The organism is Colwellia demingiae, from assembly GCF_007954275.1.
GTDB lineage: Bacteria > Pseudomonadota > Gammaproteobacteria > Enterobacterales > Alteromonadaceae > Colwellia > Colwellia demingiae.
The window spans coordinates 1-18,292 of record NZ_VOLT01000022.1 but is presented as its reverse complement, the minus strand read 5'-3'; the positions used below and the strand labels follow the sequence as shown (position 1 = coordinate 18,292).

7 protein-coding genes are annotated in these 18,292 nt (G+C 37.6%); 3 read left to right on the top strand and 4 right to left on the bottom strand.

The features are described 5' to 3' along the window. The first annotated feature begins 360 nt into the window (after positions 1 to 360). From ESZ36_RS22315 to ESZ36_RS22305, 3 genes are all read left to right on the top strand, one after another. Complete coding sequence (locus ESZ36_RS22315; RefSeq protein ID WP_146792003.1) at positions 361 to 6,216, top strand: Lcl C-terminal domain-containing protein; 5,856 nt, start codon at positions 361 to 363, stop codon at positions 6,214 to 6,216. Positions 6,217 to 6,227: 11 nt separating this feature from the next. After that, positions 6,228 to 6,809, top strand: coding sequence for an Lcl C-terminal domain-containing protein (locus ESZ36_RS22310; protein ID WP_146792001.1), 582 nt, complete (start codon positions 6,228 to 6,230; stop codon positions 6,807 to 6,809). A 189-nt stretch (positions 6,810 to 6,998) separates the two neighbouring features. After that, positions 6,999 to 8,573 (top strand): response regulator, encoded by a 1,575-nt coding sequence (locus tag ESZ36_RS22305; RefSeq protein ID WP_146791999.1) that lies wholly within the window; start codon positions 6,999 to 7,001, stop codon positions 8,571 to 8,573. A gap of 28 nt (positions 8,574 to 8,601) precedes the next feature. Here the strand turns inward: ESZ36_RS22305 and ESZ36_RS22300 are convergent, their stop codons facing one another. The 4 genes from ESZ36_RS22300 to ESZ36_RS22285 all read right to left on the bottom strand — a co-directional run bounded on the left by ESZ36_RS22300 (position 8,602) and on the right by ESZ36_RS22285 (position 17,363). Beyond that, the gene (locus ESZ36_RS22300) at positions 8,602 to 9,705 is read right to left on the bottom strand and encodes a response regulator (RefSeq protein WP_146791997.1); all 1,104 of its coding nucleotides are present in this window, start codon (positions 9,703 to 9,705) and stop codon (positions 8,602 to 8,604) included. Positions 9,706 to 9,730: 25 nt separating this feature from the next. Further along, positions 9,731 to 15,964 (bottom strand): PAS domain S-box protein, encoded by a 6,234-nt coding sequence (locus tag ESZ36_RS22295; protein ID WP_146791995.1) that lies wholly within the window; start codon positions 15,962 to 15,964, stop codon positions 9,731 to 9,733. A gap of 177 nt (positions 15,965 to 16,141) precedes the next feature. Then, positions 16,142 to 16,321 (bottom strand): hypothetical protein, encoded by a 180-nt coding sequence (locus ESZ36_RS23235; RefSeq protein ID WP_425457433.1) that lies wholly within the window; start codon positions 16,319 to 16,321, stop codon positions 16,142 to 16,144. A 4-nt stretch (positions 16,322 to 16,325) separates the two neighbouring features. After that, positions 16,326 to 17,363 (bottom strand): HD domain-containing phosphohydrolase, encoded by a 1,038-nt coding sequence (locus ESZ36_RS22285; protein ID WP_146791993.1) that lies wholly within the window; start codon positions 17,361 to 17,363, stop codon positions 16,326 to 16,328. Between the last annotated feature and the right edge of the window lie 929 nt (positions 17,364 to 18,292).

Here is an 18,292-nt window from a genome sequence, read left to right as displayed (position 1 = left end):
TGCTTTGGCGCTTTTGAGGACAATCTAGCGCGGATCTCATCGTGGAGCTGGGCCTAATATATTGGGTAACCAACAAAGACTCCGAATACATTAGCGCAAACCAACTACGTTATCGATATTATTACTTTCAATATTGAGGCGGACCATACATTCCGCCCCATTCCGAGTTAGAAAAATAAATAGAAAACGCTTCCTCCAAACAACTTGGAAACCTATAGAGCGGTGTTCAGTTTCACTCTACGATAACAATCCCGTAAATAATTTAATACATGTGTATTCTGCGACTATAAAAAAATTGGCTATCTTGATATAGTGGGTAATGAAATTAGAGTAATCGCGGCGCAAGGTATAAGAAGGTTTATGGTTGTTTTCTGGCAGTATTTTCTCGTTGTTTTTACAGTATTACTATTGACCGGGTGTAATCCTTCGGGCAATACCCCTACACATAATATCCCCCCAGTTATTTATACGGTTGATACCCTTGAATTAAATGAAGGAGATAGTTTCACTTTACCTGAAATTTCAATAGATAACGACGGCGAAATCGTTTTGTATCAGTGGTCTCAAGTTTCAGGAGAACAAATATCTTTTGATAACCCAAATTCTGCCACTCCTACGATCACTGCGCCTTTAATAGAAGCAGACGTAATAATTCAATTAGCACTTACTGTAAAAGATGATCTAGGAGCAAGCTCTACCGGGGTTATCAATATTTTAATACTTAACAATATTAATACTTTCTCAGTTTATTTAGAAAATAACATCGATATTTCAGAAATAAAGGTCGAAGTAATTAAACCTATTGTAAATGACCCAAATAACGAAATAGTAGATTTTTCCTGGGAACAAGTTATTGAAAATGATGATATTGAATTGGATTATTCCATTCAAGATGATTTTAATTTAAGCATTACAACACCAAAAATAACGCTCCCAACAGTATTTATTTTTAAATTTTCAGTGTTCGACAAAAATAAAGAAGCAAGCTCGTTCTTTATTGATATTACTATCCATCCAACAATGTATGGGATAGTCGCTGGAGTGTTTGATAATCCCTCAATAGTTAATTTATATAAATGGGGAGATGTAATACCGGTAAAAACAGCTTCTACAAATGATAACGGTGCATTTGAGTTCCAACTTGATGGCAGAATTAGTGATTACAGAATCACGGCAACTAGAGCCGTTGCCGATAATTCAAGTTTTGATGAGAAAAGTAATATAATCAGAACGACCAAAAATACGGTTCTGAATAACAATCATATAAAACTTGACGGTGAACTAAGTGCTGCATGTTACTTTTTAGCGCGTTTTGAATGTAATATAACGCCTATTTCAACACTTATTGCCCAGTACGGATTAGAAAATGGTTTTGAAGAAATAAATAAAACATCTTGGCTTAGTATTATTGAAAATATCATAGGTTCTATTTCTCCCGACCCCTTTATTTATTCAAGAGAAGACGTAGATATTATTAAGTTGATGGCCTTTTTTAAATCCAACGACAGTAATATTAATGATTGGGTTCGTTTAATTCTTGATTATGTTGATAACCCCACGAGTTATGCAACTCAGAACCAAGTAATAACTTGGTTTAGCAAGGCAAATCAACCACCCAAGGTAAACCTTAGTTTCGATACTGTCGTTGAGTCAGGTAATAATGTTGAAATAACCTCAACAGCGACAGACCTTGAAGGTACCAAATTAAGCTATAAATGGTTACAAATTAAAGGTCCTTCGGTATCAATAAGTGGTCATAGTAACTCAACTATTCAGTTCTTAGCGCCACAAGTAAACAAAAATGAAGATATTCAAATAGAACTTCAAGTAACTGACGCTGATGGCCTGTTAACGACAAAAACAGCCTTAATACAAATTTTAGAAGAGAATACCCTACCTACGGTTAACGCAGGTATTGACCAGACTGTTGATAAACAAACCGCTGTATCGCTCAGTGGTAGCGCCGTCGACAGTGATGGCACTATCGTCAGTTATGCTTGGCTGCAAACAGCAGGCACGACAGTAACCTTAACCAACACCAATAGCGCAAGTGCTTCATTCACCTCTCCTGATGTGACTATTTCAACCGTATTATCCTTTGAATTAACGGTAACTGATAACCGTACTGGCACAGCTACCGACAGTATTGATATAACCGTATTACCGGAAAACATTGTACCAAGTGTTAACGCAGGTGTTGACCAGACTGTTGATAAAAAAACGGCTGTATCGCTCAGTGGTAGCGCCGTCGACAGTGATGGCACTATCGTCAGTTATGCTTGGACTCAAACGGCAGGCACCACCGTCACCTTAACGAATGCCACGACTGAAAGTACTTCCTTCACCTCGCCAGATGTCACCCTTTTAGCGACTTTATCCTTCACCCTAACGGTCACTGATAACCGTGGTGGCAGTAGCAGTGACAGTATTAATATCAAGGTCCTGCCTGAAAATCCACTCACCTTAAATTATCAACTTATTGAAGATTTCACTGATATTTCGTTTGAGGTTTCGAATGGTGATAATGCACCGATTTCAGACGCCATTCTAAATTCAGTCAGTAGTAAAACGTCATCAAATGCTACGTTGAAATGGCACTCTTACAGTGGCAACCCGGTATACGATGAGGATAATGGAGAGGGCATATTTGGTGATATGGCGCTCAGTTTTACCTTACAAAATATGCAGTGCTTAAGTTACCAACTTGATGTTAGCTATCAAAGCTCTTCATCGAGTGGCGTGCGTTCCCTTGCTATTAATCGTATCGAAGACCTATTAGCAATCCAAGAACGTATTGATATTAGTGCCATAGGGACAGGAATGGCGGATGTAATAACGGACTCATATACTATTGCATTAAATGATCCTAGCCTTGAAACACTTCAAATTATTGGTGAAAGATTGTGGGTTGGTCAACTAGAAATAACGGCAAGTTGTACGGGATTCGATAGCGATCTCGACGGTATATTTGACCGCATCGAAACAATTATTGGAACAGATATTTTTAACGCTGATACTGACGAAGATGGCATTTCGGATAGCCAAGAACTATTACTCAACTTTGACCCGCTTGACCCAGCAGATGGTACCGCAGACACTGACAATGATGGTTTGACCAATGGTCAAGAATTTACCTTTGGTCTAAATTATCAAGACGCTAACGACGCCTACCTCGATGCTGACAATGATGGCATAAGTAATTTCCATGAAATTCAAGCCGGGACAGACCCTAATGATGCCAATGATTTTGATCTAGCCTATATAGATACTGATAACGATAGGATCATTGATAGTGAAGAAATAACTAATGGCACTGACCCTTTTGTATCAAACCTGTTGCTATTAAACTATCAACTTATTGAAGATTTCGATGATATTACATTTGAAATTTCGGGTGGTGATAATGCACCGATTACAGACTACATTCTAAACGCAGTCAGTAGTAAAACGTCATCAAATGCTACGTTGAAATGGGACTCTTATAGTGGCAGCCCTTTTTACGATGAAGATTCTGGCAAGGCTATATATGGTGATATGGAACTCGATTTTACCTTACAAAATATGCAATGTTTAAGTTACCAACTTAATGTTACCTATAGCCGCGCTTCGTCGGATGCACAGTACGATCGGTCACTTGCAATTAATCGAGTCGAAGACTCCTTAGTAATTCAAGAAAGCATTGATATTAGTGCCGTAAATCCAGGAATAACAACCTCATATACTATTGCATTAAATGATCCTAGCCTTGAAACACTGAAAATTATTGGTGGTAAATTATCGGTTTATAAACTAGAAATAACGGCAAGTTGTCTGGGGTTCGATAGCGATCTCGACGGTGTGTTTGACCGCGTAGAAACACTTATCGGAACAGACCCTTTGAATGCTGATACTGATGAAGATGGCATCTCAGATAGCCTAGAACTATCACTCAACTTTGACCCCCTTGACCCAACAGATGGTACAGCAGACGCTGATAATGATGGTTTGACCAATGGCCAAGAAATTACCTTTGGCCTAAATTATCAAGACTATGATGACGTCTACCTCGATTTTGACAATGATGGCATAAGTAATTTCCATGAAATTCAAGCAGGGACAGACCCTAATGATGCCAATGATTTTGATTTGGCCTATATAGATACCGATAACGATAGGATCATTGATGGTGAAGAAATAGTTAACGGCACTGACCCTTTGGTTTCAAATCTGTTGACATTGAACTATCAGCTTATTGAAGACTTTACTGAGATAACCGCTCCAGACAGTACATTAATTTCCAATGAAATGTTTGATCAAGTGACCATTAAAAGGTCGTCAAACGCAAGTTTGCAGTGGCTCTCTTATGGCGACATTAATCCGCGATATAACAGTGGATTAGACATTGATGGCGTTGACGAAGGCACCGGCCCCTCAATCTATGGGGTGGCATATGCGGAAATTCTCCCTGAAACAATTGAGCTCAGTTTCATTGTAAGAAATATACAATGCAAGGCATACCAGCTACATTTGAGCTACAACCGTTCATCTGGATTTCGGGAGCGTAATTTGGCTATCAGTCGCTTAGAGGATGGAAAAGTCATACAAGCAGAGATCGATATCGGCGCTCAAATCAATATTATTAGAAAAACGTATGATATCCAATCACTCGATGATTTAGAAGAAACCTTGATAATTCGTGGTAATAGGCTAGCCGTCTTTCAAATAGAAATAACTTCAAACTGCCAAGAATTTGATAGTGACTTAGATGGTTTAAGTGATAGTAGAGAAGACTACCTTGGCACTGATAAATACAATAATGATACAGACGGTGATGGTATTGATGATGTGGTTGAGCTGAGTTTTGGTTTAGATCCCCTTGTTCCAACCGTGAATTTATTACCTGTTGTAGACGCAGGTACTGACCAAGCTGTCGATGAAGAAACAACAGTTTCGCTTAACGCTACTGCTAATGATAGTGATGGCTCTATTGTCAGTTACGCTTGGGTTCAAACAACAGGTTCAATGGTGACTTTAAGCAATGCCTCTAGCGCTACCGCCACTTTTATAGCGCCCGACGTATCGAGTACGACTACGCTAACGTTCGACATAACGGTCACCGATAATATAGGAGACAGTACAACCGACAGTCTTTCGGTTGATATAAATAATAACCTAGCGCCTACCGCTGTATTTTCAGTTGCAATACAGATAGAGAGTGGCACTTCTGCTGAATTAGATGCTCAAAGCTCAACAGATCCAGAAGCTAGTCCGTTGCAGTACGATTGGCGACAAACAGATTCCAGTGGCACGGGTATCACTTTAGATGATGACTCAATTGTCAAACCGAGTTTTATAGCCCCTACGGTGGGTGTTACCACCGTAGTTACGTTTGAGTTAACCGTGACAGATGTCGGTGAAAAGCAAGACACTTACGCAGCGACTTTTGTTCTCGTGCCGAGTAATAATAATCAAACGTTAGTTAACGATACGGGTTATAGCTTATGTGCTGATTATGCTTTTGGTGGGACTAGAAGTGGTATTCATCAAAATACAATCATTTGTCCTAACGCAGTCGACGCTGACGATAACGGTGTTGTTGATGGTTATGATGATGGAGAAGGTGAAACTGATGGTGATCCAATACCTTCCATACAAGATGCTCATAGTGGCCGTGATGTCACTTTCCCTGATGATACCGATGGCACATTAGGTTTTAGTTTTGTGAAACTTGGAGTAAACGGAGAAGTATTACCTTTTTCTGCAACCAATTGGAGTTGTACCTACGATACGGTCACCCAGCTAATGTGGGAAGTAAAAACAACTGATGGTGGATTACACGATGCTAATGATACTTACACTTGGTATAACAGTGATGGTGCTGTCAACGGTGGCAATTCAGGCTTAGAAAATGGTGGTATGTGTTCGACTACAGGAGAATGTGATTCCGAAAAATTTATTAATGCCGTTAATACAACTAATTTGTGTGGCGCAAATGATTGGCGACTTCCAAGTTACAATGAAGGGATTTCTTTATTGAATATGAGTCAATTAACAAACTCTATCGATACAAGTTTTTTCCCTAATGCGGTTAATATTCCTTACTGGAGTAGCTCTGTTCTTTCATCAAATACTTCAGCAGCCTGGTTAATATCAATTGATAAATCACCAGCATTATCTACAACACTGGATTTTAAGGCTTCTGCATACCCTACTCGCCTTGTAAGAAGTGCCAATTGAGGACTAAAATTATGAATATAAAAAACAACTTAACATTTATTTTTCAATCTTTTTTAATCACTAGTTTTGCGTCATCATTGGCTTATGGCGCAACTTGTCCTGCTAATATTGAAAAAACTACGCCGGATGCTCAGTTCTCAGATAACAATGATGGCACGGTTACGGATACGAAAACAAAGTTAATGTGGGCAAGATGTGCTGTAGGTGTTAATTACGATATAGCGTCATCACCTACTTGCCAAGACACTAATGGTTTTACCCCTAGCAATACTAAAAATTGGAAACAAGCTTTTAAATTGGCAACTCAATCTACACTCGCTGGTCATGGTGATTGGCGTTTACCTAATATTAAAGAATTACAATCGTTGGTAGAACGTGCCTGCTATTCACCAGCCATAAATGATACAGTTTTCTCTGTCGTAAACAGCCCAGGAGGAACCCCTGCTGCCTTAGATGTTGCTTATTGGACATCAACACCAGTAGTCGAAGACAACGACTCGGCTTGGGTTGTGAACTTTAGTAATGGCAGCTCAGCAATTAAACAAAAAGATGGCGATTACTCAGTACGCTTTGTCAGAAATATTACACCCTAAAGTTATTAATGATCATTAAAGTTTATTGTAGTAAACAGTGAAGTATTCCCTATAAAATATGATACTTTTCATTATCATGCTATATTTTATTCTATATATAGAATCTACTATTCGAGCCAGTTAAATCAATATATGGCAAAGCTTATTAGCTTTCGTACATAACAAAAACAAAGAGACCTTAAAGTTAATATGCCTAAGACTAAAGATTCCTTAATTGATGAGCGATACACGACTTTAACAGCACTTATTGTAGATGATCATATTCCGATGCAAAAAGTTATCAAAAGCCTGTTAACAACACTTGGCTTTTTTAAAATATTTATAGCTTCGAATGGGGTCGATGCCTTAAGTATTATAAAATTACATAACATTGATTTAATCGTCTCAGACTGGAATATGCCAAGAATGCACGGCTTGGAGCTTTTACAAACGGTTCGTGCTGAGATTAATACTGCCAATATCCCTTTTATCATGCTTACAGCAAACATTGATCAAGAAAATGTTAAACAAGCCATCCTATCGGGGGTCAGTGCTTACATCATTAAACCTTTTAACATGAATTCATTAAAAAGGAATATAAACCGCGCCTTTTCATCTCCTATCCCTAAAAAACCACTGATTGATGCAACTAAAAAATCAGCTTTAGATGTGACTGATTCAACAGAACATATTAAATTGAATAAATCGAATAATAGTATTTTAATTGTTGATGATGAACCTAATAACATCACAGTGCTTACCGAATTGCTTAAAGAAAAATATACCCTTCAAGCTTGTTTGTCTGGCGTTAAAGCATTAGCAATATGTAACCAAGAACAGCTTCCTGATCTTATCTTATTAGACATAATGATGCCTGAAATGGATGGCTTAACCGTTTGCCAACATCTTAAAAATAACCCCTTAACTGAACATATTCCTATAATTTTTATTTCAGCACTTACTCAAACAAAAGATGTAGTCAAAGGCTTATCTATCGGTGCTGCTGATTATATTACCAAACCAATTAGCCCTGAAATAACACTCGCAAGAATTAATATTCACATGAAGCAAGTGCTGCAACGAGAAGAAGTAGCGTTACAATTAGAGACCATGATAGAGAACATGCGCCTAAAAGAAGATATTGAACGCATTATTCATCACGATTTAAAAAATCCACTTGCTGTAATTATTTCTGCCGCGGATACACTAAAGCAACAAAAAGCTTATTCAAAAGAAGAAGTATCCCTCATTACAGAATCCGCTGAAACGATAAAAGAAATGATTGATGAGCAAATGTTAATTCATCAATTAGAAAATAACAGTACTGAACGTGAACTATTACCGATTAACGCGCTAGAGTTATTTAATAAAGTGGTTTACGGACAAAAAGATAAATGCCAGATAAACAATATATTAGTACAATACAAAATAGCCAAAAGCATCAAATTTTTCGGTAATCAATTATTGTGCTTTAACCTGTTTAATAATTTACTCGCTAATGCCATTGAAGCTTCACCAGCTAATGGCAATGTAAATATTACCATCGAGCAAGAGCAATCTTCCGATGTCATTATTTTCAACATTAGCAATCAAGGAATGATCCCTGAGAAAATTCAAGCAAGATTTTTTGACAAATTTATTACTGAAGGAAAAGAAAATGGTACTGGTTTAGGCACCTACTCCGCTAAACTTTCTGCTTTAGCTCAAGGAGGGGATGTTAGTTTTTCTTCCACTGAAGAAAATGGCACAACATTAACGGTTACCTTAAAAGCTATGCCATCATAATTACACTGTTTTACCACGCTTCTTTACCTTATTGAACCTCACCATCTTTGTCTGCAAAGTTTTTAGCTACTTGAGTAAACTCATCTGCTACGGCAAGAAAACATTCAACTAAGAGGGGTTCAAAATGACTACCCTTGCCTTCGGTAATAATATTAACCGCTTTTTCATGAGAAAAAGCTGGCTTGTATACACGTTTACTAATCAATGCATCATAAACATCGGCAACAGCCATTAATCGTGCTGATAAAGGAATATCTTCACCTGCTAATCCTTCTGGGTAGCCTGAGCCATCCCACTTCTCTTGATGCGAATAAGCAATTTCTTTAGCAAAAAGAAGAAAGTTATCAGCTGAATCTATTGACGTTTCGGCGGCGGCTATGGCGTCTCTTCCATAGGTTGTATGGCGCTTCATTTCTTCAAACTCTTCGTCCGTTAGTTTACCCGGTTTTAGTAAAATACTGTCTTCAACACCTACTTTACCAATATCGTGCAAAGGTGCAGATTTATAAAGAGAGGTGATAACATCAGGCGTTAAAAATGCCTTATATTTTCCATATTTAGCGGCTTCAACAGCGAGTACTTTTACATAACGTTGTGTGCGTCTAATATGGTTTCCGGTTTCAGGATCTCTAGATTCTGCCAGAGCGCCCATAGCAACCATAGCAACATCTTGAAGTTCAGACAATTGTGTGGTTCGCTCTAATACTCGCTCTTCCAATATTTCATTTTGACGTTCAAGCATTTTTTTTGATGCTTCTAATATTAGGTGATTTTTAATTCGTTCTTTTAAAATAGGCGGACTAATGGGCTTAGTTATATAATCAACCGCACCAAGCGATAACCCTTTAGTTTCGTCATCTTCTTGTATTTTAGCGGTTAAGAATATGATGGGAATATCTTGCGTTGATTGTTGCGATTTCAATATTTCACAGACTTCATAACCGTCCATGTCTGGCATCATAATATCCAGTAAAATCAAATCAGGCTTTTGTTTTTCAATAATCTTTAAAGCCATCTTGCCACTAAGCGCAGCTTGAACTAAATAGTCTTGAGACAAAACACCTTTTACGACGTCAATGTTGGCTAATGTATCATCTACAGCTAGAATCGTCTGCTTTTGGCCTTTAGACATACTGTAATTCTCCTAAATTCATTCGTTATAATTCTTTAAAATAAGATGCTTTAATTTGCTCGACCAACGCTTGTCCTGCGTCAAAATCATACTGGCTTAATACATCTCTCATTTTCTCTAACGTTGTGTATACGCTCGACTCTATTTCAAAATCAAGTAATTCATCGACAGTATCCACCACCGTTGAATCAAAATTATCTATTTGATGCTCAATAATAATTAATTGAGCAAGTAGTACGTCATCCTTAATAGGTTCACTACTGCCTTGACTAGCGAGTTGTTCTATTTCTTGCTCAAAAATGATTAATAGACTTTCTGCCCTATCAAAATCATATGCTTCAAGCGCTTGGTTAAGCTCATTGGCTGTACTTGATAAGTTATCTGCATTAACAAACGTTAAAATCTCTTGCAGAGTATCGCTAGCCGCAGAATCAAAGCAATCGACTTTTTCTTTTAAAACGATGAATAATTTTGTGACTTCTTCGGCATTGAACGATTGCTTATTTTCATGATTTTGCTGTGTTAATTGATCATTCTCAATCGTTACAATCATTTGTCTTAGTTTAACCTCGCATTCCAAAAACAACACGTCTAATTTATCAGCAACAAGCGCTTTTCCTTTCTCAACTTTTTCACTCAACAGTAACTCAAGTTTTTCAGCCGGTGGCACGACGAAATTAGCACCGATAGTCGCAGACACGCCTTTTAACGTATGGGCTGCTATTAAGGCTGTTTGGTAGTCCTCTATATCTATAGCCCCTTTTATGCGTTCAACAGCATTAGCTTCAGAACTTGCCACTTTTTTAAGGGTCTTGCGATAAGCTTTAACATTACCCGCCATTCGGGCTAAGGCAGAGTTAACATCAAACTCAGGCAGATTAGGTAAATCAACCTCGTCATGCTCCATTTGACTTAACTGAACATCACTCAATACTTTACCTGTTGGTTTAACCCATTGAGCTAATGTTTTATAAACATCTTGTGGATTAATGGGTTTTGGAAGATGGTCATTCATTCCTGCTGCTATACACTTCTCTCTGTCACCACTCATGGCATTAGCTGTCATTGCAATGATAGGTAAATCGATATGCTTTTCGTCTTTGCGGATCTCTTTTGTCGCTGTATAACCATCCATTACTGGCATTTGTATGTCCATTAATACCGCATCAAAGGTTTTATTTTCAACCGTTTCGACCGCAATTTTTCCGTTAGTCGCAGTAGTGACCACTAGACCCGCCATTTCAAGCAATTCAACGGCTATTTGTTGATTAATTTCGTTATCTTCAACAAGTAATATTTCTGCACCAACAATGCTTTCGGCAAATGAAATATCTAATCGCTTGTTTTGTATTTCTGGCAGTAAACTTTGCGTTTCTCCCATCACTTTTAACGTTGTATCAAGCAATGTAGAGGCGCCTACAGGTTTAGTGATCGAACTGGCTAAATTGATGTGTTGAGCAAGTTTCAACATTTCGTCACGGTCGTAAGCCGTGACAATGACAAACTTGGGTGGAGCAGATAAAAAATCTTTACTGATTATTTTTTCGCCCAACTCAATACCATCCATTTGTGGCATTTTCCAATCAGAAAGTACTAACTTATACGGTTGATTATTTTGCTCTGCAAGGGTTAATTTTTCTAATGCTTCAGCACCCGATGCTGCTAATTCAGGTTTAAAACCTAAACTTTCTGACATAGTAAAAAGTATCTCCCTTGCCGCGACACTGTCATCAACAATTAACACAGGTAAATCAACTAAGCTTGCTGGTGATGCTTGTATAAGCGCAGTATTTTCTTCAGCAAGGCCAAAGGTCGCGGTAAAGAAAAACTTACTACCTTCGCCACTGGTGCTTTCAACCCAAATTTCACCCTGCATCAATTCAGTTAAGGTTTTACTAATAGTTAACCCTAAACCAGTACCACCATATTTTCTGGTTGTAGACGCATCTGCTTGGCTAAATGATTGGAATAAGCGACCTAATTGCTCTTCGGTCATACCAATACCAGTATCACATACTGAAAACTCTACCGTGACATTGTTTTCATCTTGCTTGATAGGTTTTGCTCTGATGACTATCTCACCTTGGTCAGTGAATTTAATAGAATTATTCGCAAGGTTAATCAATATCTGCCCTAACCTTAGCGAATCGCCCACAAGGTCGAGCGGTAAATCTGGCGCTAAATCGATGAGTAATTCTAATGATTTCTCCTGACTTTTATGTGAAATTATTTGCACAAGATGGTCAATAGTATCATTTAAATTAAACGGTACCGCTTCAAGATCAAGCTTACCTGCCTCTATTTTTGAAAAATCTAAAATGTCGTTAATAATGCCGAGCAAGGCTTCCGCTGAACTCTGAATTTTGTTTACGTAATCCGCTTGCTTACGACTTAAACTCGTTTGCATTGCCAAATAGCTCATACCAATGATTGCGTTCATTGGGGTTCTAATTTCATGACTCATATTCGCAAGAAAGTCACTTTTTGCTTGTGTAGCTTCATCAGCAGATTTAACAGCAATCTCGAGTTGTCTGGCATTTTCTTTTTCATTGCTGATATCAATGAAGCTGCCAACCAAACCTGCGGGATTACCTTTACTGTCAGCATAGCCTGTTACCCAGTAAAGGGTGTCGTGTAATTTACCGTCAGCAAAAGGAATTTTCATTTCTTTTTTAACTGTTGTCTGTTGAGCAATGACCTCATTATCTTCTGCTTGATAAAGCAGACGATCCTCTTCTGGTAGATAAGTTAAATCGGTAACGGTTAAACCAACTAAATCAGCAGCCCTAACACCGAAGACTTCTTCATAGGCTTTATTAAACCCTTGATACTTGGCTTGTGCATCTTTATAAAATAAAGGAATAGGTACAGAGTCTATTAATAATTGCTGAAGCTGTGCCTGTTTAGCTAATGAGCGTGTTGCTTCTTTTGCTTCTAATATAGCTTTTTTAAGTTCTTGTTCTTCCTTTTTACGCTCTGTGATGTTTCTAGAAACCCCTATTATTCCAAGGCATGTCCCATCCTCTGAATAAAAAGGTGTTTTTATGGTATCTAGGAGAACCTCTGTTCCATCCGGATAGGTTACCCACTCTTCATTACTTACCGCCTGTCCTACTAACAACATTTGTCGATCTTTTTCTTGAAAAAATAACGCTATTTCTTCAGGGAATATGGCATGGTCATCTTGGTGAATAAATTCAGATAAAGTCTTATCTACCAGCTGCTCAAATCCATGATTACATCCGAGATAATGACCTTTCGCGTCTTTGAAAAAAACGACGTCGGGTAAAGAATTGATAAGGGAGGAAAGCATTGCCTGCTCCCGCTGAATGGCCGATTCATTTTGCTTTCGCTTGGTGATGTCTCGAACAATACCCGTAAAGAAACTTTCACTGCCAACCGAAGCTTCAGCAACTGAAAGATCCATAGGGAAAGTCTCTCCTGTTTTTCGCAGGCCTGTCACCTCTCGCTGCTTCCCAATAATTTTGGGGGATCCGCCACCTAAAAAATTGCTTAGATATCCATCATGCTCATCCTTATAAGGTTGAGGCATCAACATTTTGATGTTTAGCCCCATAACCTCAGCCGAAGTATATTTGAATATGCGTTCCGCAGCAGGGCTGAAATCCTGAATGATGCCTTGATGGTTGATAACGATAATGCCATCTGTCGCGGTATCAATAATACTACGAGTTCGCTGTATACTCGTTTCTAATGCTTTTGTCCGTTCACCCACTAACCCTTCAAGTTCAAAGTGCGATCGCGCCAACGCCTTTGTTGCTCGTGTGCCGACCTTCAAGGTAAAGAGTGTGCCACCAAAAAGTAATAGTAATGCAATCAATAAAATTGACCAAATAGTGTAACGGAAAATAGTGGTGACTTCATAGGCATCAACTAAATCGACTTCTGCAGCTATGCCCATATTTAAGGTGTCATCCCAAACCCAAGAACCAATAACTTCTACACCACGGTAATCTCGATAACCTGTTAAGTTATTCCCTGATTTACCCGCCGAAATATGGCTCGACATTAACGTTAATGGCCAGTCTGGATTTTGGCCTGTAACTCCTTCGGTGTTTAATAAATTTTTGCCTGGGTCAGTTATCTCCAAATTCATTGATGAGCGAATATTATTTTTTAACAAGCCTATAGTTTTTATTTGATCTTCAAAGCGTACATTCGACAGTAACGTTCCCGATTTATCGAGCGCATAGGTTTCAACACTGTTACCAATAGAGCCTGCCGTTAGTATTGATGAAAATATGCCTTCGAAATTTATCCGCTTGGTAATAACCGCTATGACTTCACCTTGAAGGTTAATAACCGGGGCGGCAAAAAACATCGTAGAAGGCAAATGCTTTTGATGGTCTGAATTTTCATATTCTAAAAAAACATCAGAACGCATGGGTGGTAAAAATAAACTCTGCCCTTCAAATACTTTTTGTAATAATTCTGGGCGCGCTTTATGTATGAAGTTTTCACTACCAACATTTGAGTCTCGTTGAGAAGCTAAGTTAATTTTTTCTGGGGATATAACAAAGAAACCTATACTACCAAGGTCACCTTCTCTTGCTTTAAAAAATTGACGTATCTGAGCTTGTAATGGTGTTCTTTTAAGTGCTTCAGCGTCTTTGGGTATAATGAGTATTTGTTCAATCAGCGAGAGTAATTCATGATTTTTGCCAAAACGCTCTAAGCTATTAAGCTCGTATGTCATCCACGTTTGTAAGCGTTGTTGAGACGTAGTTAACAAGGTAGTTAAATTATGCTCTGTTGCTTCAACATGTTTACCTTTCGCGTACCTTTCAGTAAAAAAGGCAATAGCAATCAATACAATAGAAAGTATAATTAATGCGGTTAAGATCATTTTTTTAAAATAACTTGAACTGAATTTCGCGGCTAGTTCTTTTTCGCTATTTTTTAGTATTAATGTACTCATTGAGCTGCCAAGAATAAACAATACCACTACAAAAATAATCACTAACCCAATCAGATAATTAATTTCGAAATCATCTTCAGAGATGTTTTGTTTTTTATTTCTAGCCGTTAACCACTCATTGTTTGAATTCATCAAATCGCTGGCTTTAATGGAGTCTAGGCCTTTTTGCAATATGCTTTGTAGTAGTTTTTCACTTTTGCTACTGTATAAATGTAAAGAAGGAGGGAAAACAACATCTTCATCTATCACTCTTAAGCCCTGCACATTATTTTGTGCGACCCAGTCATTAACCACAATTTGTGCATCTAATAATGCATCCGCTTCACCTGCTAAAACTTTATTGATAGACTCTTCAATACTTATGGTTTTGAGTACTCTCATCTCAGGGTATAAGGTTTTTATTTTATCAATAGAGGTAAAACCAGCTTGTATTGCAATAGTTGCTGTTGATAAATCTAAATTTGTTCGAAAACGAAAATTATTTTCTTTGACATAAAATAATTCTCTCACCATAAAATAGGGCGTAGAAAAATGCCCAAATTCTTTACGTTCTTCAATAAAATAGGCTGAAGGTAATAAATCAATTTCACCCTGTTTAAACTGAGTTAAAATATCATTCCAACTACCCGTAATATATTCTGTTTGCAGGCCAGATTTTTCGATAATTTGACTCAGTACTTCCCCTGAAAGCCCGCCGGGAGTTTTGTCGTTTTGCATAAAGACAATCGGCGGCCAATGTTCAATACCTATTCGTACTGTATTATCAGCTATCCAACGTTGCTCTTCTGGCGTTAAACCGAGTACGTTACTTTCAGCGTTAATTGATGCTGTACGTTTTTCTATTTGCGCTATGTAAGTTGTTAACGCGGACATTAAATCTTTTTTATATTGATTATATTCAGCACTGCTTATAATGCTTACTGCTGTTGTTCTGTCTTGTGCTTTTATTGCTTGTATAGCCTTCATTTGCATAACTACAAGTGAGTTATTCACTTCATACAGCTGAGCAATTAACAACTTATCTTCTTCAAGCTGTACGATTAATAGATCATCAATTAACTGCCTAAGTTTTGCTTCATATTCGATGTATCTATCGAGCCATTTCTCATCCCCTGAAAATACATAGGTTGATATTGAAGAAGTTAGCACCTCGTCGTAATACCTCACATTCATCGTCATCTGTTTTAATTGGTCTGCCGAAAGACTCGTTATTGGTTTACCTTTAACGACTGAAGCGGAAGATTGAGCAAAAACAGGTTGAGTAAATGAGGTAATGAGGAGTATAAAAGTGAGCAAACACACAGAAGAAATAAATTTCATTTTAAAACCATAATTATTAGAATTGATGAGAAGTATTAAAAACACATTTAATAAATAGTAAAGGTAGCCACAATATTAATAGTAGCCTAATTTGCATTTCAACGACCTTACAATAATATAATAGTAAAGTTATTGTTTTACCTAGTTTTTTATCAAAAAAGTCTTATTTAATTCACTTTACATTTGAATAGCTCTTTTTATTCTTGGATCATAAAAAGATAAGTTTGCTTCATCAAGTCGCTTAAACACAGCTTTAATATTTTTTATCTTTATTTTTTTATGTGAAAGCTGAAGAATTTCTTGTTGCTCTAGCGACTTTAACACCTCGTTTACTCTTGGCCGTGATAAGCCACAAATATCGCTAACTTGCTGTTGGCTGATATTTATCTTTTACTATTAATATCTCTGGTAGCGCGAGAAGAAAGGCCGCAACTAATTCAGGATCAAAATGTGAGTTTGCACTTTCCTCTATCAGCATCACAGCATCTTCAACGGACCAACTTTCTTTATAAGGGCGAGCAGTCGTTAAAACGTCGAATACATCTGCAATAGCTACAATTCGCCCTTCAATAGGGATATTTGATTGACTCAATCCTTCTGGATAACCACTACCATCCCACCTTTCATGATGTGTTAATGCTATTGACCTGGCTATTTTAAGTAACGATGAATCATGCTCGCCAATAATTTCAGCGCCAATTTCTGGATGCTTTCTTAACGATTTTTGTTCTTCATCAGTCAAATCGCCAGGTTTAAGTAAAATACTCTCTGCGATACCAATTTTACCAATATCATGCATAGGAGCTGCACCTTTCAGGGTTTCACACCAATTTGGGGGCATTCCAGCTGCTTGTGCAATTAACGCTGAATAATGGCTCATCCTTATTACATGTAAGCCGGTTTCGTCATCTTTAAATTCGGCAGCACGTCCAAGGCGTTGAATAATTTCCATTTGACTATGATTAAGCTCATGAGTACGTTTAATCACTTCTTCTTCTAACCGTCGATTATAGTTGTACATAGCTAAGTGCGTTTTCACACGAGCGAACACTATAGATGGGCTAATCGGCTTAGTGATATAATCCACAGCACCCAGTTCAAATCCCAATTGCTCATCATGCACTTCATTCATTGCGGTAACGAAAATCACCGGTATTCCTGCTGTTTTGGGGTTTGATTTTAGTCTATTGATTACATCATAACCGTCAAGGTCTGGCATCATTATATCCAAGAGGATCAAATCAGGTTGAGGGGATGATTGTGCGATTTTTATAGCATTCACACCATTTGTCGCAGCTTTTACCATATAATCAGAGCGTAATAACTCTCTTAATACTTCGATATTTACAGGTACGTCGTCAACAACAAGAATACTCTGTTTTTCATGCTTAGTTATCATTTAAGAACCTTTAAAAACTATCGATAAAGTCAATTTATTTTAAAGCCGTATCATCAAGACCTTATGTTATTTTGAGCTTAATATACTCGTTATTAATCCAAGAATCTAATAACAAAGGGTGAATTTAAAAAATTGCATATTAGATTTGATAAAATACTAACAATCATAGGTCAATATCAAATAATAACTCGCTGAACGTCAAGTAAGAAAATTAAGATTACGACAATATTAATACCTAAATTTATTTATAACATTTATTAATTTGGACTTAAAATCATTTTTTATAACATAAGTTTTAGGCATAAACTAAACAATAATTTTTTTGGCTAAGTAGGATGAGTCTCTACGTTATGTCTTTCTACACCGCTTGAGCGGGAAGAATACATCCTTTATATCTCGTTGTGGGAGGTAAACGCCATAGAGTATATATTCTTATGTCAGCTACCCTTGCAGATAGCTGACATAAGAATAATGCTAACTCTTGCAACAAAAAAGTTGGCTATTAAAATAGCACATCAATACCTCATTTTATCGAGCAGAAGACCTCAAAACAGCCTGTTGCTAATGTATTCTATGGATATAGAAGTCTAAATCAAAGTTAAAACTCTATGGCGCTAATAAGATGGTCCGCCTCTCCTAATCTACACTTAGGGCAGACGATTAAATGAGGAGAACCATCATGTCTACTATTAACATTCTTGGAATTGATATAGGAAAATCTACCTTTCATCTCGTTGGCCATGATTCATCTGGCAGAGAAGTTTTCCGTAAAAAGTGCCCCTTTCCGCCTTAGAAAGCTAAGGCGCTAATAAGATGGTCCGCCTCCCCTAAGCTACACTTAGGGAGATTATTAAATGAGGAGAATCATCATGTCTACTATTAACATTCTTGGAATTGATATTGGGAAATCAACCTTTCACCTTGTTGGC